Annotated in this window: 20 protein-coding genes, 1 tRNA gene and 1 pseudogene; 14 read left to right on the top strand and 8 right to left on the bottom strand. The window is 63.1% G+C overall.

Translation table 11 applies throughout. The features are described from left to right. The first annotated feature begins 32 nt into the window (after positions 1 to 32). The 3 genes from hprK (at position 33) to B0G83_RS29340 (ending at position 2668) form a co-directional block, all read left to right on the top strand. Positions 33 to 1001, top strand: a complete 969-nt coding sequence (gene hprK / locus B0G83_RS29350; protein WP_012431656.1) for an HPr(Ser) kinase/phosphatase — start codon at positions 33 to 35, stop codon at positions 999 to 1001. A 98-nt stretch (positions 1002 to 1099) separates the two neighbouring features. Further along, on the top strand, positions 1100 to 1993 hold the full coding sequence (gene rapZ, locus B0G83_RS29345) for an RNase adapter RapZ (protein WP_105510885.1): 894 nt from the start codon (positions 1100 to 1102) through the stop codon (positions 1991 to 1993). A 39-nt stretch (positions 1994 to 2032) separates the two neighbouring features. Continuing rightward, complete coding sequence (locus B0G83_RS29340; protein ID WP_035553568.1) at positions 2033 to 2668, top strand: LON peptidase substrate-binding domain-containing protein; 636 nt, start codon at positions 2033 to 2035, stop codon at positions 2666 to 2668. Positions 2669 to 2716: 48 nt separating this feature from the next. Here B0G83_RS29340 and mutY read toward each other — a convergent pair whose 3' ends face one another. After that, positions 2717 to 3841, bottom strand: a complete 1125-nt coding sequence (mutY, locus tag B0G83_RS29335; protein WP_374954950.1) for an A/G-specific adenine glycosylase — start codon at positions 3839 to 3841, stop codon at positions 2717 to 2719. Positions 3842 to 3848: 7 nt separating this feature from the next. After that, positions 3849 to 4679 (bottom strand): bifunctional DNA-formamidopyrimidine glycosylase/DNA-(apurinic or apyrimidinic site) lyase, encoded by an 831-nt coding sequence (mutM, locus tag B0G83_RS29330; protein ID WP_105510883.1) that lies wholly within the window; start codon positions 4677 to 4679, stop codon positions 3849 to 3851. An 87-nt stretch (positions 4680 to 4766) separates the two neighbouring features. On the opposite strand from mutM, the gene B0G83_RS29325 reads away from it, so the two are divergent. The 8 genes from B0G83_RS29325 to hisC all read left to right on the top strand — a co-directional run bounded on the left by B0G83_RS29325 (position 4767) and on the right by hisC (position 12048). Continuing rightward, the gene (locus B0G83_RS29325; RefSeq protein ID WP_105510882.1) at positions 4767 to 6608 is read left to right on the top strand and encodes a tetratricopeptide repeat protein; all 1842 of its coding nucleotides are present in this window, start codon (positions 4767 to 4769) and stop codon (positions 6606 to 6608) included. Further along, complete coding sequence (gene lolB / locus B0G83_RS29320) at positions 6608 to 7240, top strand: lipoprotein insertase outer membrane protein LolB (RefSeq protein WP_105510881.1); 633 nt, start codon at positions 6608 to 6610, stop codon at positions 7238 to 7240. The genes B0G83_RS29325 and lolB overlap by 1 nt, the downstream gene beginning before the upstream one ends. 88 nt (positions 7241 to 7328) lie before the next feature. After that, positions 7329 to 8210: a 4-(cytidine 5'-diphospho)-2-C-methyl-D-erythritol kinase gene (ispE, locus tag B0G83_RS29315; RefSeq protein ID WP_105510880.1), complete on the top strand. Its 882-nt coding sequence runs from the start codon at positions 7329 to 7331 to the stop codon at positions 8208 to 8210. Positions 8211 to 8261: 51 nt separating this feature from the next. Next, positions 8262 to 8338: transfer RNA gene (locus B0G83_RS29310), tRNA-Gln, on the top strand. Between the two features lie 45 nt (positions 8339 to 8383). After that, the gene (locus B0G83_RS29305; RefSeq protein ID WP_035553584.1) at positions 8384 to 9340 is read left to right on the top strand and encodes a ribose-phosphate pyrophosphokinase; all 957 of its coding nucleotides are present in this window, start codon (positions 8384 to 8386) and stop codon (positions 9338 to 9340) included. 164 nt (positions 9341 to 9504) lie between these two features. Beyond that, positions 9505 to 10125, top strand: coding sequence for a 50S ribosomal protein L25/general stress protein Ctc (locus B0G83_RS29300; RefSeq protein ID WP_105510879.1), 621 nt, complete (start codon positions 9505 to 9507; stop codon positions 10123 to 10125). Positions 10126 to 10275: 150 nt separating this feature from the next. Next, entirely contained in the window at positions 10276 to 10878 is a 603-nt protein-coding gene (gene pth, locus B0G83_RS29295; RefSeq protein ID WP_035553589.1) for an aminoacyl-tRNA hydrolase, read from the top strand. 90 nt (positions 10879 to 10968) lie between these two features. Further along, on the top strand, positions 10969 to 12048 hold the full coding sequence (gene hisC / locus B0G83_RS29290) for a histidinol-phosphate transaminase (RefSeq protein ID WP_105510878.1): 1080 nt from the start codon (positions 10969 to 10971) through the stop codon (positions 12046 to 12048). Positions 12049 to 12245: 197 nt separating this feature from the next. On the opposite strand, the gene B0G83_RS29285 is transcribed toward hisC, so the two are convergent. The 3 genes from B0G83_RS29285 to rsmD form a co-directional block, all read right to left on the bottom strand. Continuing rightward, positions 12246 to 12503 (bottom strand): YfhL family 4Fe-4S dicluster ferredoxin, encoded by a 258-nt coding sequence (locus B0G83_RS29285; RefSeq protein ID WP_035553594.1) that lies wholly within the window; start codon positions 12501 to 12503, stop codon positions 12246 to 12248. Positions 12504 to 12566: 63 nt separating this feature from the next. Further along, complete coding sequence (coaD, locus tag B0G83_RS29280) at positions 12567 to 13082, bottom strand: pantetheine-phosphate adenylyltransferase (RefSeq protein WP_035553596.1); 516 nt, start codon at positions 13080 to 13082, stop codon at positions 12567 to 12569. 112 nt (positions 13083 to 13194) lie between these two features. Continuing rightward, positions 13195 to 13809 (bottom strand): 16S rRNA (guanine(966)-N(2))-methyltransferase RsmD, encoded by a 615-nt coding sequence (gene rsmD / locus B0G83_RS29275; protein ID WP_105510877.1) that lies wholly within the window; start codon positions 13807 to 13809, stop codon positions 13195 to 13197. A 241-nt stretch (positions 13810 to 14050) separates the two neighbouring features. On the opposite strand from rsmD, the gene ftsY reads away from it, so the two are divergent. Further along, a complete protein-coding gene (ftsY, locus tag B0G83_RS29270; protein ID WP_105510876.1) occupies positions 14051 to 15244 on the top strand; it encodes a signal recognition particle-docking protein FtsY in 1194 nt (397 codons plus the stop codon). Positions 15245 to 15342: 98 nt separating this feature from the next. Here ftsY and maiA read toward each other — a convergent pair whose 3' ends face one another. Beyond that, a complete protein-coding gene (gene maiA / locus B0G83_RS29265) occupies positions 15343 to 15987 on the bottom strand; it encodes a maleylacetoacetate isomerase (RefSeq protein ID WP_105510875.1) in 645 nt (214 codons plus the stop codon). A gap of 25 nt (positions 15988 to 16012) precedes the next feature. Beyond that, positions 16013 to 16711: a fumarylacetoacetate hydrolase family protein gene (locus B0G83_RS29260; protein WP_105510874.1), complete on the bottom strand. Its 699-nt coding sequence runs from the start codon at positions 16709 to 16711 to the stop codon at positions 16013 to 16015. A 238-nt stretch (positions 16712 to 16949) separates the two neighbouring features. Between B0G83_RS29260 and ybiB the strand changes: the two genes are divergently transcribed. Beyond that, positions 16950 to 17921, top strand: coding sequence for a DNA-binding protein YbiB (gene ybiB / locus B0G83_RS29255; RefSeq protein WP_105510873.1), 972 nt, complete (start codon positions 16950 to 16952; stop codon positions 17919 to 17921). 512 nt (positions 17922 to 18433) lie between these two features. Then, positions 18434 to 19414, top strand: a pseudogene (locus B0G83_RS29250) (2-isopropylmalate synthase); the annotation flags it as partial. A 56-nt stretch (positions 19415 to 19470) separates the two neighbouring features. Here the strand turns inward: B0G83_RS29250 and B0G83_RS29245 are convergent. Continuing rightward, the gene (locus B0G83_RS29245; protein ID WP_105510872.1) at positions 19471 to 19854 is read right to left on the bottom strand and encodes a nuclear transport factor 2 family protein; all 384 of its coding nucleotides are present in this window, start codon (positions 19852 to 19854) and stop codon (positions 19471 to 19473) included. Positions 19855 to 19868: the final 14 nt, after the last annotated feature.

Below are 19868 nucleotides of genomic sequence, written 5' to 3'. Positions count from 1 at the left end.
GGGCTAGCGGTCCACACTGGAGTCACTGACTCATGGATACGTCCAGCATCAACGCCCAGAGCATTTTCGACGACAACGCCGCCATGCTGAAACTGAGCTGGCTGACGGGGCATGAAGGCTGGGAGCGCGGCTTTTCTTCGGAATCGGTCGCCAATGCCACGTCGAGCGCCGACCTTGTCGGCCACTTGAACCTGATCCACCCGAACCGGATCCAGGTGCTCGGCGACGCCGAAATCGACTACTACAAGCGCCAAACCGACGAAGACCGCTCGCGCCACATGGCCGAGCTGATCGCGTTGGAGCCACCTTTCCTGGTGGTGGCGGGTGGCGTTGCCGCGCCGCCGGAACTGGTGCTGCGCTGCACGCGCTCGTCCACGCCGCTGTTCACCACGCCGATGTCCGCCGCCGCGGTGATCGACAGCCTGCGTTTGTACATGTCGCGCATTCTCGCGCCCCGCGCCACGCTGCACGGCGTGTTTCTCGACATTCTCGGTATGGGCGTGCTGCTCACCGGCGACTCGGGCCTCGGCAAGAGCGAACTCGGATTGGAGTTGATCAGCCGCGGCCATGGCCTCGTTGCCGACGACGCCGTGGATTTCGTGCGCCTCGGTCCGGACTTCGTCGAGGGACGCTGCCCGCCGCTGCTGCAAAACCTGCTCGAAGTACGCGGCCTCGGCCTGCTCGACATCAAGACGATTTTCGGTGAAACCGCCGTGCGGCGAAAAATGAAGCTGAAGCTGATCGTGCAACTGGTGCGCCGTCCTGACGGCGAATTCCAGCGCCTGCCGCTGGAAAGCCAAACCGTCGACGTCCTCGGCCTGCCGATCAGCAAGGTCACGATTCAGGTGGCGGCCGGCCGAAATCTCGCGGTGCTGGTCGAGGCCGCGGTGCGCAACACGATCCTGCAACTGCGCGGCATCGACACGCTGCGCGACTTCATGGACCGGCAGCGCCTCGCGATGCAGGACCCCGACAGCCAGTTTCCCGGCAAACTGATCTGAGTCCGCGACACCATGCCGCACCCGCTGCCTACGGCAGGCCGCAGGGTACGAGCATGGGGACCAGATGCTATGATGAAATGTACGGTTTTGACGATTCCATGCGCATAATCCTGATCACCGGTATATCCGGCTCCGGCAAGTCAGTCGCCTTGAACGCGCTTGAAGACGCGGGCTATTACTGCGTCGACAATTTGCCGCCGCGTTTCCTGCCGCAACTGGCGTCGTACCTCGCCGAAGGCGGGCACGACCGCCTCGCGGTCGCGATCGACGCGCGGTCGAGCGCCTCGCTCGACGACATGCCCGCCATGATCCGCGACCTGTCGCGCGCTCACGACGTGCGCGTCCTCTTCCTGAACGCCAGCACGCAGTCGCTGATCCAGCGCTTTTCCGAAACACGCCGCCGCCATCCGCTGTCCGGTTCCACCGCGCACGACGCGGACGTCGGCCTGCTCACCTCGCTCGCGGAAGCGATCGAACGTGAACGCGAATTCGTCTCGGGTCTGGCGGAATTTGGCCATCAGATCGATACCAGCAATCTGCGCGCGAACGTGTTGCGCGCGTGGGTCAAGCGTTTCATCGAGCAGGAAGATGCCGGGCTCGTGCTGATGTTCGAGTCGTTCGGCTTCAAGCGCGGCGTGCCGCTCGACGCCGATTTCGTCTTCGACGTACGCACGCTGCCGAACCCGTATTACGATCACGAATTGCGGCCTCTAACGGGCCTCGACAAACCGGTGATGGATTTTCTCGATGCGTTACCGGTCGTGCATGAAATGATCGATGACATCGAGAAGTTTCTTGCCAAATGGCTCCCGCATTTCCGCGACGACAATCGTAGTTATCTAACCGTCGCGATTGGTTGCACGGGTGGCCAGCACCGTTCGGTGTTTATCGCGGAGACGCTTGCCGCGCGTCTCGCAGCCTCGGCGAATGTCATTGTGCGGCACCGCGATGCGCCGGTCGACGCCAGCGCATCATCGAAGTTAGTGGCTTAATCGGCCGCATCGCGCGGCCTTAACTCGAAGCGTTGCGCCATGTCTTCTACTTCTACTGTGCTTGCCGATGTGCCGCTGTTTCCGCTGCATACGGTGCTGTTTCCCGACGGCCTGCTGCCGTTGAAGATCTTCGAAGCGCGCTATCTCGACATGGCGCGCGACTGTCTGCGCGAGAAAACGCCGTTCGGCGTGTGTCTGCTGAAAAGCGGCGCCGAGGTCGCGCGTGAGCAGGAGCCTTCGGTACCCGAAGCAATCGGCTGTCTGGCGGAAATCGAAGAGTGCGACGTCGAAGCCTTCGGCATGCTGCTGATCCGCGCACGCGGCACGCGGCGCTTCCGGCTGCTGTCGCATCGGGTGGAACACAATGGCTTGCTGGTCGGCATGGCCGAACCGCTCGGCGAAGACATGCCGCTGGAAGGCAATGAACTGCTGGCCAAATTCGGCGCGTGTGCGGAAGTGCTCGAACGCATCATCGCGACGATCCGCGAACGGGACGCCGACAGCCTGCCGTTCGCCGAGCCGTTCAGGCTCGAAGATCCTTCCTGGGTGTCGAACCGGCTCGCTGAAGTGCTGCCGATCGCGTTGCGTGCGCGTCAGAAATTGATGGAGTTGCAGGACGCCGGCGCACGGATCGATGTGGTTCATCACTACATGCAGCAGCATCAACTGCTTTGAATACGCTGCGAACCAGGCGCTAACACCACCGCCTGCGTGGACGTTTGATCAGATCAACGAACCCTGCAAGCCGTCCAGCAGCTTGCGCACCGGCGCCGGCACACCGAACGAATCCAGATCGCTCAGCGCGACCCACGCGGTGTCGGCGTCGCCAAGCGCGGCCGGTACGCCGGCCGTGCGATCCAACTCGGCGAGGCGCGGCTCGATATCCAGCTTGAAGTGCGTGAACACATGCGTGAGCGGCGCCAGCGGCGAGACCGCGCCGTCGCCGCCGAACGCGCGCGCACGCTCGGCGAGCGCCGCTTCGTCGGCCGCTTCGGGCAAGCTCCACAAGCCGCCCCAGATGCCCGACGGCGGCCGCTTCTCCAGCATCACCGCGTTGCCGTCGCGCAGCACCAGCATCCAGGTGCGACGCGTCGGCACGGTTTTCTTCGGACGCGCCGTGGGCAGTTCTCGCTGACGTCCCGTCACGTTGGCCACGCAGTCCACGGCATACGGGCAGCGCAAGCAATCCGGCTTGCCGCGCACGCACAGCGTCGCGCCGAGATCCATCAGACCTTGCGTGTAGGCGCTGACTTCGTCGTCCGACGCGTTGAGCGGCAGCAGCGATTCCGCCAGCGTCCACATCGCGTTTTCGACTTTCTTTTCGCCGGTAAAACCTTCGACGCCGAACACCCGCGCCAGCACGCGCTTCACATTGCCGTCGAGAATCGTCGCACGCGCGCCGAACGCGAACGACGCGATCGCCGCCGCCGTCGAACGGCCAATGCCCGGCAACTCCGCCAGTTCTTCGACCGACGCCGGAAACTCGCCGCCATGCCGCTCGACGACGGTTTGCGCGCAACGATGCAGATTGCGCGCACGCGTGTAGTAACCGAGGCCGGCCCACAGCGCCATGACGTCGTCGACCGGCGCGGCGGCGAGCGCGGCGACATCGGGACACCGCGCGAGAAACTTCGCGTAGTACGGAATCACCGTCGACACCTGGGTCTGCTGCAACATGATTTCCGACAGCCAGATGCGATACGGATCGCGCGTGTTCTGCCACGGTAGATCGTGACGCCCGTGCTGACGTTGCCACGCGATCAGCCGCGCGGAAAAATCAGACATGACCGGGAAAGCAGCTTGGGGCGCAGCGGATGAACTCGCACGCGGTGTTAGACGAGAAGGCATTGAGGAATTAACGCTGACAGGTGGGACAGAAATACGTGGAGCGCTGCCCCTGCACGATCTGTTTGATCGGCGTTCCACACACGCGGCACGGCAGCCCCGCGCGATCATAGACGAAATAGTCGAGCTGGAAATACCCGCTTTCACCATTGCTGCCGACGAAATCGCGCAGCGTGCTGCCGCCCTTCTCGATCGCGGCGGCGAGCGTCACGCGCACGGCGTCGGCGAGCAGGTCGTAGCGCACCAGCGAAACACGGCCCGCCGCCGTGGTCGGCCGGATGCCGGCGCGAAACAGACTTTCCGACGCGTAGATATTGCCCACACCGACCACGATCTCCCCGGCCAGCAGTGCCTGCTTCACCGACACCTTGCGGCCGCGCGTGAGACGATGCATCAGCGCCCCGGAGAATGCCGGCGAAAACGGCTCCACGCCGAGTCCGGCGAGCAGCGGATGCGCGAGCACGTCGCCGGCTTCACGCGAATGCCAGAGCACCGCGCCGAAGCGCCGGGGATCGCGATAGCGCAGAATGAATTCGTCGAAAATCCAGTCCACGTGATCGTGTTTTGCCGCAGCGGGCGGATGCGGCACGTGACGCAGCACGCGCAGCGTGCCAGTCATGCCAAGATGCACAATGAACCAGCCCGAGTCGATTTCGAACAGCAGATACTTGCCGCGCCGCTCGACCTTACGGACTACATGGCCGCGCAAGGTTTTAGCAAGCTCGGCCGGAATCGGCCAGCGCAGCGCGGGCGTGCGGATGTCGACGCGCTCAACCTTGCGGCCGGACACATACGGTTCGATTCCCCGTCGGGTAACCTCAACTTCTGGCAACTCTGGCATGTCTAACTGGTCTGCAACTTGCGTGAGTGGTTGTGCGCGTATTGTAGCGAGCGCGTTACAATCGTCCGAAACATTGAACGGATTTCCATGAACTTGTCCTTCGTGAAGCTGTTTTCGAAGCGCCCGGCTAGCGCATCCCGCGTGCCGCACGCCGTGTCCGCCCGCCGGATGCTCGGTGCCGCCGCGCTCGCGGTCTGGGCGCTGGCCGCCGTGCCCGCGCACGCGCAGGACCCATCCCCGGACTCGGACGACACGTCGGTCACCCTGCCGGACCCGCTTGGGCCCGCGTCGGCGGAAGACCAAAAGTCGTTGCCGAACGTACCGCTGACAAGTCAGATCGTATTCCAGGTGCTCGCCGCCGAAGTCGCGTTGCAACGCGACCAGCCGGCGCCCGCTTACCAGACCTATCTCGCGCTCGCGCGCGACACGCACGATCCGCGCATGGCGCAGCGCGCTACCGAAATCGCGTTGGCCGCGCAAAGCCCGTCGGACGCATTGGCCGCCGCACAGTTGTGGCAGCAGTATGCGCCGAGTTCGGAACGCGCCGCGCAACTCGACGCGTCGTTGCTCGTGTTGTCCGGCAAGCCTGACGACGCCGAGCCGATTCTCGCCCGGGAACTCACCAAGGTGACGGCCGAAAATCGCGGCAGCGCGATCCTGGCGTTGCAGTTGCTGCTCTCGCGCGGACCGAATCGCGTTGGTGGCCTGCACGTGCTGCAGGATCTGTTGAAGAACGACATGGACCGGCCGGAAGCGCAACTGGCTATCGCACGTCAGCAGATTCAGGCTGACGACGCGCCGGGCGCGCGCAAGTCGCTCGAACAGGCGCTCACGCTCAAGCCGGATTACCTGCCGGCCGCGTTGATGCTGTCGCAAATGGGCCCGGAAGAGCGCAAGGAAGGCATTGCGTCGCTCGAAAAGTACGTGCAGCAAAATCCGAAATCGCATGACGCGCGTCTCGCGCTCGCGCAGATGTACCTTGCGAGCGACCGTCTGGACGACGCGCAGAGGCAGTTCGAGACCATGCACAAGAACGACGCGAAAGATCTCACGCCGCTCATGGCGCTCGCGTTGATCAAGATTCAGCAGAAGAATTTCACCGAGGCCCAAACGTATCTGACGCAATACGCGCAGCAGGCCGAGAAAACGCCGGGCGCCGATCCGGGGCAAGCGTATATCTATCTGGCGCAGTTGTCGCTCGAGCAGAAAAACGAGGCCGCCGCGGGCGACTGGTTGAACAAGATTTCGCCGCAAAGCCAGCAATACATTCCGGCGCAGATCACGCGCGCCCAGTTGCTCGCCAAGCAAGGCAAGACCGACGACGCGCGCAAGCTGCTGGCCACTTTGCCGGCGCAGGATCCGCGTGACCAGGCACTGATCGCTCGCACCGACGCGGCGATCCTGTTCGACGCGAAGCGCTACCCGGAAGCGGAATCGCGCCTGCAGCAAGCCACGGCGAATTTCCCCGACGATCCCGATCTGACCTACGACTACGCCATGGCCGCCGAAAAAACCGGCCATTACGATGTCATGGAAGCGCAGCTGCGCAAGCTGATCCAGACGCAGCCGGACAATCCCCAGGCGTACAACGCACTCGGATATTCATTGGCCGATCGTGGCCAACGTCTCGCGGAAGCGGACAAGCTCGTCGAGAAGGCTTCGTCGCTGGCGCCTAACGACGCGTTCATCATGGACAGCGTCGGCTGGGTCAAATATCGCATGGGCGATACGTCGGACGCGATCAAGCTGCTGCGCAAGGCGTACGACATCCAGCCGAACGCCGAAATCGGCGCGCATCTCGGCGAAGTGTTGTGGAAAACCGGCGCGCAGGACCAGGCACGCGCGGCCTTCCGCGATGCCCGCAAGCTCGAACCGGACAACGACACGCTGGTCAAAACGCTCCAACGTCTTCAGGTGAACGATCTTTGATGCGTCTTTCCCGTTTGCTTTCCTTTACCCGGGCGCCGCGTGGCGCGGTGCTCGGATTCGCAGCGGCGACGGCTGTCGCGTTGACCGGCTGTGCGTCGGTTACGCCCAAAGGGCCGTCCACGTCGAATGCCGCGACCTCGGTGACCGCGCAGACCAGCCGCGCATATCAAGGCCGGTTCGCGATCCAGTACAACGATCAGAACGGCCAGCAGCGCAATGCGTACGGCAACTTCGTCTGGCAGGAAACGGGTGACACCGTGACTCTGCAGTTACGCAATCCGCTTGGCCAGACGCTGGCGGTGGTGACGTCGTCGCCGGCCTCGGCCACGCTCGAACTGCCGAACAAACAGCCGCTCACCGCGGATAACGTCTCCACGTTGATGCAGAACGCGCTCGGCTTCGCGCTGCCGGTCGAAGGTTTGCGTTACTGGCTGCAGCCGTCGCCTGCGCCGACTTCGCGTGCCAGGACCGAGAAGGATCCGGACCAGCCGTCGCGTCTGAAGCAGATTACACAAGACGGCTGGACGATCGACTACCTCGCGTATGCCGATGCCCCAGCCACTGGCGTCAAGCGCCTGAACCTCAGCCGTTCGGAACCGCCGCTCGACATCAAGCTCGTGCTGGATCAGTAACGCGTCGACTCGCGCCGCGCGTCGACCCATGTCGTCGCGCGGCCTTGCTTTTTAGCGCCACCATGGCGCACGTAGCCTCGAATGACTCATGATTGAAACCATCGATTCGCTGCGCGATTGCCTCGCGCCCGCGAAACTCAACCTCTTCCTGCACATCACGGGCCGTCGGCCGGATGGCTATCACACGCTGCAAACGGTTTTCCAGTTGCTCGACTGGGGCGACACGCTGCACTTCAAGCGCCGCGACGACGGGCTAATCACGCGCAGCACCGAAATCGCCGACGTACCGGCGGAACACGACCTCACGGTGCGCGCCGCGACGCTATTAAAGGCGCATACCGGCTCGGGCGAAGGTGTCGACATCGAAATCGAAAAACGCCTGCCGATGGGCGCGGGCCTCGGCGGCGGCAGCTCCGACGCAGCGACCACGCTGCTTGCGCTGAATCGTCTGTGGAAGCTCGATCTGCCGCGCCTGGAACTGCAGAAACTGGCGCTGAAACTCGGCGCGGACGTGCCTTTCTTTGTTTTTGGAAAAAATGCGTTTGCAGAGGGTGTCGGAGAAGCATTAGACGTTGTACAATTGCCGCCGCGCCATTTCCTAGTAGTGACGCCGAGAGTTCAGGTTCCCACTGCAGCGATTTTTTCCGAAAAAGCGTTGACAAGAGATTCGAAACCTCTCATAATTACGGACTTTCCTGCAGAACTTAGCTGCAACACTGAATGGCCGGAAAGTTTTGGCCGGAATGACATGCAGCAGGTTGTCGTAGGGAAGTACGCGGAAGTAGCGCAAGTGCTGCGATGGTTTGAAAACGTCGCGCCAGCGCGGATGTCTGGATCAGGTGCAAGTGTCTTTGCAGCGTTCCGTAGTAGAGTTGAGGCAGAGGCGGTGCAAGCCACTTTGCCCAGCGAATGGAACAGCGCAGTGGCCGCCAGTCTAGAGCAACATCCACTCTTTACTTTCGCGTCATAGTTTTGCGTCGTCGAACGAAACTCCACGTTCGGTGAGGCTCAAAGTTAGTGTAGGGGAGTCGCCAAGTTGGTTAAGGCACCGGATTTTGATTCCGGCATTCGAAGGTTCGACTCCTTCCTCCCCTGCCAAAAATTCTCGCATTTCCCTCGCCCCCAGCCTGAAGTAGGTGCACGATGAGCAGCCATGACGGCCTGATGGTTTTTACTGGCAACGCAAATCCCGCGCTTGCACAGGAAGTCGTCAAAATCCTCGGTATTCCCCTCGGCAAAGCAATGGTTAGCCGTTTCTCGGACGGTGAAATCCAGGTCGAGATTCAGGAAAACGTGCGTGGCAAGGATGTATTCGTCCTGCAGTCCACATGCGCACCGGCGAACGACAATCTGATGGAACTGATGATCATGGTCGATGCGCTCAAGCGCGCATCCGCAGGCCGGATCACCGCAGCTATCCCCTACTTCGGTTATGCCCGTCAAGATCGTCGCCCGCGTTCGGCGCGCGTCGCCATCTCGGCGAAAATCGTGGCGAACATGCTGGAAATCGCCGGCGTCGAGCGGATCATCACGATGGATCTGCACGCTGACCAGATTCAAGGTTTCTTCGACATCCCGGTCGACAATATCTACGCTACGCCCGTGCTGCTCGGCGATCTGCGCAAGCAGAACTACGAGAACCTGCTGGTCGTTTCGCCAGACGTCGGCGGCGTGGTGCGTGCCCGGGCGTTGGCAAAGCAACTGAATTGCGATCTCGCTATCATCGACAAACGTCGCCCGAAAGCGAATATCGCCGAAGTGATGAACATCATCGGTGAAGTCGAAGGCCGTACCTGCGTGATCATGGACGACATGGTCGACACCGCCGGCACGCTCTGCAAGGCAGCTCAGGTGTTGAAGGAGCGCGGTGCGAAGCAGGTGTTCGCTTACGCTACCCACCCGGTTCTGTCGGGCGGTGCGGGCGAGCGTATCGCCGCTTCCGCACTCGACGAACTCGTTGTCACGGACACGATCCCGCTCGGCGAAGAAGCCCGCTCGTGCGCAAAGATCCGTTCGCTGACCAGCGCCGGTTTGCTGGCCGAAACGTTCTCGCGGATTCGCCGCGGCGACTCGGTCATGTCACTGTTCGCTGAAAGTTAAGTATTTGCGAAGGCGCCGCGCGCCGCGTCAGGCGGCCCGCGGCGCTTTTGCACAATCGGCATGAACGAACGAAGGTTTGTGCCGCAGCTCTGGGGCCTCAGCCATAACGGCTTGGAGGCCCTGTTTTTACTGCCTGGTCGCGGGCAGTGCATTGGAGATTCAACATGAAAGTAGTCGCTTTCGAGCGTTCTTTGCAAGGTACGGGTGCGAGCCGCCGCCTGCGTATCGCGGGTAAGACCCCGGGTATCGTATATGGCGCTGGTGCTGAAACGCAATTGGTCGAACTGGACCACAACGCACTGTGGCACGCGCTGAAGAAAGAAGTTTTCCACTCGTCGATCCTCGAATTGGAAGTGGCCGGCAAGTCGCAACAGGTTCTGCTGCGCGACGTGCAATACCACCCGTTCCGTCAGCTCGTGCTGCACGTGGACTTCCAACGCGTCGACGCGAAGAAGAAGCTGCACACCAAAGTGCCGCTGCACTTCATGAACCAGGAATCGAACCCGGCAGTCAAGCTGTCGAGCGCGGTGATCTCGCACGTCGTCAATGAACTGGAAATCGAGTGCCTGCCGTCGGCACTGCCGGAATTCCTCGAAGTTGATCTGGCAACGATCGAAGCAGGTCACTCCGTTCACGCTAAAGACATCAAGCTGCCGGCAGGTGTGTCGCTGGTTGCTCACGTCGAAGCAGAAAACCCGGTGGTCGCTGCTGCAACGATCCCGGCGGGCGCAATCGCTGAAGGCGACGCTGCCGCTGCTGCTGAAGGCGAAACGCCGGCTGCTTAAGGGCACCTCAGGCAAAGAACAAGTAATCCTCTCGATCCGTTTCAATGAAACGGTCGACGTGACCCGCCGAGGTTCGCCCCGGCGGGTTTTTTTTCGCTTTTTTTCGGCACGGCGGCGTTCAGCCACCGGGCCAGACGGACCTACGCAATCATGATCAAGCTGATCGTCGGGCTCGGCAATCCGGGCGCCGAATACACCGCGACGCGCCACAACGCCGGCTTCTGGCTGGTCGATCAATTGGCGCGCGAAGCAGGCACGACGCTGCGCGACGAGCGGCGCTTCCACGGTTTCTATGCGAAGGCGCGACTGCACGGTGAGGAAGTGCATTTGCTGGAACCGCAGACGTATATGAACCGCTCGGGTCAATCGGTTGTAGCGGTGGCGCAGTTCTTCAAAATTCTGCCCGACGAGATTCTGGTCGCGCACGACGAACTCGACATGCCGCCCGGCAGCGTCAAGCTGAAGCTGGGCGGCGGCAGCGGCGGCCATAACGGTCTGAAAGACATCACCGCACATTTGTCCTCGCAGCAGTATTGGCGGCTGCGGATCGGCATCGGGCATCCGCGTGACCTGATTCCCGAAAGCGCGCGTGCCGGCGCCAAGCCGGATGTCGCCAATTACGTGCTGAAGCCGCCGCGGCGTGAGGAGCAGGACGTCATCGATGCCTCGGTCGAACGCGCGCTCGCTGTCATGCCGCAGATCATCAAGGGCGAGCTGGAACGGGCGATGACGCAGTTGCATCGGAATCCGTGATCGATCTTTGAGCTGGCCTGCCATAGCCGAATCGTCTCGCCCCGCTCGCCGCGGGGTTTCACGCCGCATCGCCCTCGATAGGAGAATCGCTTGAGCCACTATTGGAGTGACGTCGTTCACCGCCTGACGCCGTATGTGCCGGGCGAACAGCCCGTGGCCGCGCATCCGGTAAAGCTGAATACCAACGAGAATCCCTATCCACCATCGCCGCGCGTGGTCGAGGCGATCCGCCGGGAACTGGGCGAGGCCGGCGAGTCTCTGCGGCGTTATCCGGATCCGACGGCGCTCAAGCTGCGCGAAACGGTGGCCGCGTATCACGGCATTCGCGCCGACCAGATCTTCGTGGGTAACGGCTCGGACGAAGTGCTCGCGCTCGCGTTCCAGGCGCTGTTGAAGCACGACAAACCCCTGCTGTTCCCGGATATCACGTACAGCTTTTATCCGACCTACGCGCGGCTGTTCGACGTCGACTACCAAACCATTCCGCTCGACGACAGCTTTGCCATTCACGTCGACCATTACGCGATGCCGAACGGCGGCGTCCTGCTGCCGAATCCGAACGCACCGACAGGCCGTCCGTTGCCGCTCGCCGATATCGAACGCCTGGTTGCGCGAAATGCGGATTCCGTCGTGGTGATCGACGAGGCCTACGTGGATTTCGGCGCGGAGTCGGCGATCGCGCTGCTCGACCGTTATCCGAATCTGCTCGTCGTTCAGACCGTGTCGAAGTCGCGATCGCTTGCCGGCATGCGCGTCGGCTTTGCGTTCGGTCATCCGACGCTGATCGACGCGCTTAACCGCGTGAAGGACAGCTTCAACTCCTATCCGCTCGACCGGTTGGCACAAGTCGCCGCCACTGCGGCCTACGAAGACGACGCGTGGTTTCGCGACCATTGCGCCAAGGTGATCGCGAGTCGCGAGCGGCTGGCCGCGGGACTGACGGCGCTGGGTTTCGAGGTAGTGCCGTCGGCGGCGAATCTGCTATTCGCGCGCCACGAGGGTTACGACGCCGCCACGCTTGTGTTGCGGCTCAGGGAAAGGGAGATTTTCGTGCGCCATTTCAAGGCGCCGCGAATCGACCAGCATCTGCGGATCTCGGTGGGCACCGACGCCGAATGCGAGATTCTGTTGAGCGCGCTGCGCGATATCTTCGGCGCTTACATCGGGTAACGGCGCGCGCAAAACAGGACGCGCGCGGATCAATGCTCTGGCCGTAACACGTCACGCGCAGCACGCCGCACATCATGCATGACTCGCAACTCGTCCCGCAAAACGAAATCGCATAGCGCAAGCATCACCGCAAAAGCAAACGGCGAGGCCCAAGCCTCGCCGCTCATCCATCCGCGCACCGCGTCAACTCAAGGCGCTCACGCCTCTTTCGCCGCCACCAGCGCGTGGTACTTCGCCATCAACCCATCCGGCGTTTCCAGATGCTCGGGATCGCGCGGAATGCACTCCACCGGACACACCTGAATACACTGCGGCTCGTCGAAATGACCGACACACTCGGTGCATTTCTTCGGGTCGATCACATAGATTTCCGGGCCCATCGAAATCGCGTCGTTCGGGCACTCGGGCTCGCACACGTCGCAATTGATGCACTCGTCGGTAATCATCAAGGCCATACTTCTCTCACTTCGCGCCGGCCGCAGCCGGCTTTGATCCGTCAAACCGACAGTTTACGCCGGTTACGGTTGTCCCGCCGAGGCCTCGCCGCTGGTATCCAGCGCGGCGACCTTCTCTTTCAGCCATTTTTCGACCGACGGGAACACGAATTTGCTGACATCGCCGCCCAATTGCGCGATTTCACGCACGATGGTGCCGGAGATGAACTGATACTGATCGGACGGCGTCATGAACATGGTTTCGACGTCGGGCAGCAGATAGCGGTTCATGCCAGCCATCTGAAACTCGTATTCGAAGTCCGAGACGGCGCGCAGCCCACGCACGATCACCCGTGCGTTATTGCTGCGCACGAAGTCCTTCAGCAGGCCCTTGAAGCTCATCACCTGAACGTTCGGGTAGTGCCCAAGCACTTCGTGAGCGATATCGAGGCGCTCCTCCAGCGTGAAGAATGGCTTCTTGTTGCGGCTGTCGGCAACGCCCACCACCAGCGTGTCGAAAATGCTCGACGCGCGCCGCACGAGGTCTTCGTGACCGCGAGTCAGCGGGTCGAAAGTGCCCGGGTACACGGCGACTACCATGAGACTTCTCCTCTCTTCAGACAAAGGGGCACGTCAAAGCGTCCATCCGACGCCTTCGGCACCGACCGCGCGCGTAACGGCAAACCGCCCGGCGCTTGTTATGGAACGCGCATTATTCCTTATTTTCGCGCTGCAGCAAATGAAAGTGGACAGCGCCCGCTTTCCCTTGCCGCACGATTTCCCAGCCGGCTAACAACTCGTTGCCCTCGAGTTCGAGGGCTTCGCCCGCTTCCACGTATAGAAAACCTTCAGCGCTGATCAACGGCACGGCAAGCGTGAGCGCCTTGTCGAGCAGACCGGCGTCGAACGGAGGATCGAGAAACACCACGTCGAACGAGCCGGGCGCAAGGCTTGCGGCAAGCCGCAGGCCGTCCGCTTCGGCGATTTCGATCGTGCGCGCCGCGAGGCGTTCCTGATTCGCGCGCAACTGGGCGGCGGCGCGCGTATTGCGCTCCACCATCAGAACCCGCGCGGCGCCACGCGAAGCCGCCTCGAAGCCCAGCGCGCCGCTGCCGGCGAACAGATCGAGGCAGCGCTGACCCTCCAGATCCTGGCCGAGCCAGTTGAAGAGCGTTTCGCGCACGCGGTCGGGCGTGGGGCGCAGGCCGTCGAGGTCGAGCACGGGCAAGGGGGTGCGCTTCCAGTCGCCGCCAATGATACGGATGGCGTGCGGCTTGCCGCCTTTGGACGAAGCGCCGTGAGCGCGTGAAGACGAAGAACGGGGCATGCGGTTTCATTGACTTGATGGGGGCGCCCGCCACGCCGATGCGAGAGGGCCGGAGCGCCAACGTTACCACAGGGGCGCTCCGCGTCCAGCCTGGCCGTTCGGCCGATACGACGGGCGGCGGCGCGCCTGATAAAATGTGCGGCTTCCAGCGCCTTGCATCCCGCATCGCAACGCTGCCTGCCGCTCCCACCGGTCTTGTGCCGGCTGCGCGCATCGGCGCGCGCTCTCACCACGCCAGATCATGTTCAGCTTTTTCAAACGATTCAAGGGTTCGAAAGAGTCCGATAACGCGCCAGAAGCGTCGCAAATTGCGCCCGAAGACCAGGCGCCCGAGCGCGCGGTAGACACGCCGGCCGCGCCTGTCGCGCCGTCGGCGCCGCGTCCGGCGGTGGCTCCGGCCGCGTCCGCCCCTGCGCCTGTGGCCGCCCCAATCGAGCCGGAGCCGGAAGAAGCCACGCTTGAGGAAGAATACGAAGCCGCGGAAACGCCGGAAACCGTCGAAATCGTCCCGCCCCCGGCGCAGGACGCGAGCGCCAAGCGCTCGTGGCTGACGCGCCTGAAAACCGGCCTCTCGAAAACGAGCTCCAGCCTGACCGGCATTTTCGTCAACGCGAAGATCGACGACGACCTCTACGAAGAACTCGAAACCGCGTTGCTGATGTCCGACGCGGGCGTCGGCGCCACCGAATTCCTGCTCGAATCGCTGCGTGAAAAAGTGCGCGCCGAGCGCCTCACCGATCCGCAGCAGGTCAAAGCGGCATTGCGCACATTGCTGATCGACCTGCTCAAGCCGCTCGAAAAGTCGCTGATGCTCGGCCGAGCACAGCCGCTCGTCATGATGATCGCCGGCGTGAACGGCGCGGGCAAAACCACGAGTATCGGCAAGCTCGCCAAGCATCTGCAGAGTTTCGACCAGTCGGTGCTGCTGGCCGCCGGCGACACCTTCCGCGCGGCCGCGCGCGAACAGTTGGCGATCTGGGGCCAGCGCAACAATGTCACGGTCGTGTCGCAGGAAAGCGGCGACCCGGCGGCAGTGATCTTCGACGCGGTCGGCGCCGCGCGAGCGCGCAAGATCGACGTCATGATGGCGGACACGGCCGGCCGTCTGCCGACCCAGTTGCATCTAATGGAAGAGCTGCGCAAGGTGAAGCGCGTGATCGGCAAGGCGCAAGACGGCGCACCGCACGAAGTGCTGCTGGTGATCGACGCGAACACCGGCCAGAACGCGCTCGCACAAGTGAAGGCCTTCGACGACGCGCTCGGCCTCACCGGCCTGATCGTCACCAAGCTCGACGGCACGGCGAAAGGCGGCATTCTCGCCGCGATCGCACGGCAACGGCCGATTCCGGTGTATTTCATCGGCGTCGGCGAAAAGGTCGAGGATTTGCAGCCGTTCAGCGCCGAAGAGTTCTCGGACGCATTGCTGGGCGGTTGAACGACGGCGCGGGTTCTATTCCCGCTGCAACGTGCAGCACCGGCAACAAGCAAAAAGGGCACTCCGCGGAGTGCCCTTTTTGCCTTCAACCCATCACCTCACTCTGCGTCCGGTTGCGCGCCAGGTGCCGCGCGGGCAAACGCGTCGAGTTGCATCGCGCGATCGTAGATGCGTTGAATCGTCGGAAACTTCGCGGTGTCGACCTTGAAGCGCTGCGCGTTGAACACTTGCGGGATCAGACAGGCGTCCGCGAGCGTCGGCGTGTCGCCGAAACACAGCTTGCCGGTGCGCGGATCGCCGGCCAGATGCGTTTCCAGCGTCGCGAAGCCCGCTTCGATCCAATGCTTGTACCACGCGTCTTTCGCATCGTCGTCGACGCAAAGCGTGTGCTTCAGATACTTCAGCACGCGCAAATTGTTCAGCGGATGAATCTCGCACGCCACCTGCAACGCCACCGAGCGTATGTACGCGCGCTCGGCCGGCGTGCCGGGCAACAGCGGCGGCTCCGGGTGCGTTTCCTCCAGATACTCGATGATCGCGAGCGACTGCGGCATCACCTCGTTGCCGTCGACAAAGGTCGGCACGATACCGTCCAGGTTCACCTTGCGATAATCGGGCTTCAACTGCTCGCCGCCATCGCGGACCAGGTGCACCGGCACATAGTCGTATGGCAGGTTCTTCACGTTCAGTGCAATGCGCACGCGGTACGACGCCGAGCTGCGAAAGTAGCTGTAGAGCTTCATATTGTCTGTCTCCTCCGGCGTGCCCTCAGACCACGCGCACGCTGAACTCGCCGAGTCCGTCCACGCCGCCCTTCATCAGGTCGCCCTGCACCACCGCGCCGACACCTTCCGGCGTGCCGGTAAAAATCAGGTCGCCGGTTTGCAGTTCGAACAGCGTCGACAGATACGCAATCGTCTCGGCCACCGACCAGATCAGTTGCGACACGTCCGAGCTTTGCTTTTCCTCGCCGTTCACCGACAACCAGATCGCGCCCTTGCCGACATGGCCCACCGTCGTCACCGGATGAATCGGGCCCAACGGCGCCGAGTGGTCGAAGCCCTTCGCGGTATCCCACGGACGGCCCAGCTTTTTCGCCTCGGCTTGCAGATCGCGGCGCGTCATGTCGAGACCGAGCGCATAGCCGTAGACGTGATCGAGCGCGCTGTCAGCCGGAATGTTCTTGCCGCCCTGGCCGATCGCCGCCACCAGTTCCATTTCGAAGTGGACGTTTTTTGACAGCGGCGGGTACGGAAACTCGCCGGTCGTGCCGGGTGCGACGTACAGCACGGCATCGGCCGGCTTGGTGAAGAAGAACGGCGGTTCGCGGTCGGGATCGTGTCCCATCTCGCGCGCATGGGCCTCGTAATTGCGGCCCACACAGTAGATGCGACGCACCGCGAATTGCTCGCTGGATCCCACGACCGGCACCGCGACCTGCGGTGCGGGTGCAAATACGTAACTCATCCCGTTCTCCGTTGCTTGATATGTACCGCTGCGGTGTACGGCCGCAGCGACGCTAAAGCATCGAGTGTAACGCGCGGAAAAGCGCTACGCGCGGCAGTCGGGCAAGCACGCGCGGCGGCGGCGAATCCGGCGCGCGGTCTCGCCGAAGCGCCATAGATGCGATACTCACACCGAACGAAGTCCTTTGAATACCGTGGCAAACCGCTTGAGGCGGCGCGCCGCCCCGTCCCCGCGCCCGATGACCGACTCCGCCGACACCGCTACCCCCTTCCCTTGCGCCCGATTCATCAAGGAAATCGGCCGTGGCCCGAACGGCGCCCGCGCGCTGACCGCCGACGACACGCGCTCGCTCTACAGCGCGATGCTGGACGGCCGCGTGGCCGAACTCGAACTCGGCGCGGTGCTGCTCGCTTACCGCGTGAAGGGCGAAACCGCCGATGAACTCGCCGCCATGCTGGCCGGCGCACATGCGTCGTTCGAGCCGGTTCATCTGCCGCACGGTGAGTTCCGGCCGGTATCGATCCCCAGCTACAACGGCGCGCGCAAGCAACCCAACCTGGTGCCGCTGCTCGCGCTATTGCTGGCGCGTGAAGGCGTGCCGGTGCTGGTGCACGGCGTCACCGAAGATCCGGGCCGCGTGACCAGCGCGGAAATCTTCACGCATCTGCAGATTCCTCACGCGCGCGCACACGCCGATATCGAAGACGGTCTCGCCGAGCGGCGTCTCGCGTTCGCGCCGATCGAGGTGCTCGCCCCGAAACTCGCGCGCCTGCTCGCGCTGCGGCGGCGCATGGGCGTGCGTAACTCGACGCACACGCTGGTGAAAATCCTGCAGCCGTTCGCGCCGGCCGGGCTGCGCCTCGTGAATTACACGCATCCGCCGTACCGGGACAGTCTCACGCAACTGTTCAACACGCATCCCGATGCGGCCGAGGGCGGGGCGCTGCTGGCGCGCGGCACCGAAGGCGAAGCGGTGGCCGACACGCGTCGTCAAGTGCAGGTGGACTGGCTGCACGACGGCGTCTGCGAAACGCGCGTGCCGCACGAGCGCTCGTCGCCGGATGCGCCCGAGGTCGACTTGCCCGAGGCCAAAGACGCACCAACCACCGCGGCATGGATCGCCGCCGTGTTGCGTGGCGAGGCGCCCGTGCCGAGCGCGATCGAGCGGCAAGTCGAGCTGATCGTCGACGTCGCGAGAATGCCGGTTTGATGGGCGCTGCGCTCGGCGGCGCGGCCCGCGAAGCGGTGCTTGCCCGACGAGACGCAAACGCCGAGAGTTGACACACTGCCGCGCGCTGTCTTAAATTAGCCCGATGCGTTCCCTTCCGAACCCCCTCCGAATTAGCTTCGGCCGCCTAGCGCGGCCCCTATCGCTACGTCTAGCGTAAGTCAGACGTAGCGCTGCGCGTTGGCCACCCACTGGGTTGCGCCAGGCACAGTCCTCCGGCAGTTCCCGCAGTTCCCGCGTCACCCCAAACCTGAGTTCTTCACAACCTGTAGTCGTTTGCATTCGTCCGTTTACCGTTCGGACGAAGCGCGAGGGTCATATGCGCGTTGCATGGGCATCATCCACGTCCGTTTTCGTCGTCGCCATGACGCTGTTCGTTCGCGCACGTTCGTTGGTGCCGCTAGCCACCGGCTGGCGGACCGTGCACCCGTGGCAGTCCGCCAACCGCTCGACGCCACACCCTTTCGCACACGACACAACGAACGAGGCCCCACATGTTGCGCAATCCCGCTGAAAAATACCGTCCCTTCCCCACTGTTCGGCTGACCGGCCGCAAATGGCCAAGCCGCACGATCGACCACGCGCCGGTCTGGATGAGCACCGATCTGCGCGACGGCAACCAGGCACTGATCGAACCGATGAACGCCACGCAGAAGCTCGAATTCTTCGAGATGCTGGTGGCGATCGGCTTCAAGGAGATCGAGGTCGGCTTTCCGTCGGCCTCGCAAACCGACTTCGATTTCGTGCGCAAGCTGATCGAAGAAAAGCGCATTCCCGACGACGTGACCATCGAAGCGTTCGTGCCGTCGCGCGCCGAACTGATCGCGCGGACCTTCGACGCGCTCGCGGGCGCGCCGCGCGCCATCGTCCATTTGTACAACGCGATCTGTCCGTCGTTCCGGCGCATCGTCTTCAACCAGTCGAAGGCCGAGATCAAGGCGCTGGCCGTGGAAGGCACGCGCATCATCAAGGAGCACGCGCAGGCGCGGCCGGACACGCAGTGGACCTTCCAGTACTCGCCCGAAACCTTCAACACGGCGGAACTGCCGTTCTCCCGCGAGGTGTGCGACGCCGTCGCGCAAACGTGGCGGCCCACGCGCGATCGCAAGATGATCGTCAATCTGCCCGCGAGCGTGGAGGCGGCGACGCCGAACGTGTTCGCCGATCAGATCGAATGGATGCACCGCAATCTCGGCTATCGCGACAGCATCGTGCTGTCGGTGCATCCGCATAACGATCGCGGCACGGCCGTGGCCGCGGCGGAACTGGCGCTGATGGCGGGCGCGGACCGCGTCGAAGGATGTCTGTTCGGCAATGGCGAGCGTACCGGCAATCTGGATCTCGTCACCCTCGCGATGAATCTCGACGCGCAAGGCGTGGACTCAGGTCTGGATTTCTCGGATATCGCCGCGGTGCGGCGTGTCGTGGAGCGCTGCAACCAGCTTCCGGTGCATCAGCGGCATCCGTACGCGGGCGTGGCGGCGATGCGGGTGAAAGAAGACCGGCGAAGCGATAGCGTCACCGGCAAGGCTCACTCGATCGCACAACGGGTCGCCTGCCACGCGATCAACCGCCATTGACCCTCTTCTTGCGTATGAATGGCCGTGTAGGCGATCGGAAACAGCAGCGCGCCGTTATTCGCCTCCATTTCGATCAACGCTCGGCCGGTCACGACGCAAGTCTCGCGCCCCACCGGCAGCACCTCTTGTGACTGCACCTCGATCTGCCGGTAACGCCGCCGCCCGGCGGTAATCCCGTCGATGAACTGCCGCTTCGTTTCCCGCTTGCCGTTCGTATGGACATAGCTGACGTTGTCTGCGAGCAGCGCGTCGAGCGACGGCCCGTCACCGTCGACCATTGCACGAAAGCGCTCTCGCTCGAGCCCGCGAATCGCTTCGATCATCTTTGCCACCATCGCTCAGCCCCTCG

The organism is Paraburkholderia sp. BL21I4N1 (genome assembly GCF_002973525.1).
Taxonomy (GTDB): Bacteria; Pseudomonadota; Gammaproteobacteria; order Burkholderiales; family Burkholderiaceae; genus Paraburkholderia.
The sequence above is the reverse complement of the archived record's forward strand: the minus strand, read 5'-3'. Positions and strand labels throughout refer to the sequence as shown.

What these genes read in the sequence shown, in the direction of transcription:
- ispE (WP_105510880.1), top strand. Translation starts at nt 7,329, where the DNA reads ATGATTGAAACCATCGATTCGCTGCGCGATTGCCTCGCGCCCGCGAAA.
- mutM (WP_105510883.1), bottom strand. Translation starts at nt 4,679, where the DNA reads ATGCCAGAGTTGCCAGAAGTTGAGGTTACCCGACGGGGAATCGAACCG.
- B0G83_RS29340 (WP_035553568.1), top strand. Translation starts at nt 2,033, where the DNA reads ATGTCTTCTACTTCTACTGTGCTTGCCGATGTGCCGCTGTTTCCGCTG.
- B0G83_RS29325 (WP_105510882.1), top strand. Translation starts at nt 4,767, where the DNA reads ATGAACTTGTCCTTCGTGAAGCTGTTTTCGAAGCGCCCGGCTAGCGCA.
- ftsY (WP_105510876.1), top strand. Translation starts at nt 14,051, where the DNA reads ATGTTCAGCTTTTTCAAACGATTCAAGGGTTCGAAAGAGTCCGATAAC.
- hprK (WP_012431656.1), top strand. Translation starts at nt 33, where the DNA reads ATGGATACGTCCAGCATCAACGCCCAGAGCATTTTCGACGACAACGCC.
- ybiB (WP_105510873.1), top strand. Translation starts at nt 16,950, where the DNA reads ATGACCGACTCCGCCGACACCGCTACCCCCTTCCCTTGCGCCCGATTC.
- lolB (WP_105510881.1), top strand. Translation starts at nt 6,608, where the DNA reads ATGCGTCTTTCCCGTTTGCTTTCCTTTACCCGGGCGCCGCGTGGCGCG.
- B0G83_RS29305 (WP_035553584.1), top strand. Translation starts at nt 8,384, where the DNA reads ATGAGCAGCCATGACGGCCTGATGGTTTTTACTGGCAACGCAAATCCC.
- mutY (WP_374954950.1), bottom strand. Translation starts at nt 3,841, where the DNA reads ATGCCTTCTCGTCTAACACCGCGTGCGAGTTCATCCGCTGCGCCCCAA.
- rapZ (WP_105510885.1), top strand. Translation starts at nt 1,100, where the DNA reads ATGCGCATAATCCTGATCACCGGTATATCCGGCTCCGGCAAGTCAGTC.
- pth (WP_035553589.1), top strand. Translation starts at nt 10,276, where the DNA reads ATGATCAAGCTGATCGTCGGGCTCGGCAATCCGGGCGCCGAATACACC.
- B0G83_RS29245 (WP_105510872.1), bottom strand. Translation starts at nt 19,854, where the DNA reads ATGGTGGCAAAGATGATCGAAGCGATTCGCGGGCTCGAGCGAGAGCGC.
- rsmD (WP_105510877.1), bottom strand. Translation starts at nt 13,809, where the DNA reads ATGCCCCGTTCTTCGTCTTCACGCGCTCACGGCGCTTCGTCCAAAGGC.
- coaD (WP_035553596.1), bottom strand. Translation starts at nt 13,082, where the DNA reads ATGGTAGTCGCCGTGTACCCGGGCACTTTCGACCCGCTGACTCGCGGT.
- B0G83_RS29260 (WP_105510874.1), bottom strand. Translation starts at nt 16,711, where the DNA reads ATGAGTTACGTATTTGCACCCGCACCGCAGGTCGCGGTGCCGGTCGTG.
- maiA (WP_105510875.1), bottom strand. Translation starts at nt 15,987, where the DNA reads ATGAAGCTCTACAGCTACTTTCGCAGCTCGGCGTCGTACCGCGTGCGC.
- B0G83_RS29300 (WP_105510879.1), top strand. Translation starts at nt 9,505, where the DNA reads ATGAAAGTAGTCGCTTTCGAGCGTTCTTTGCAAGGTACGGGTGCGAGC.
- B0G83_RS29285 (WP_035553594.1), bottom strand. Translation starts at nt 12,503, where the DNA reads ATGGCCTTGATGATTACCGACGAGTGCATCAATTGCGACGTGTGCGAG.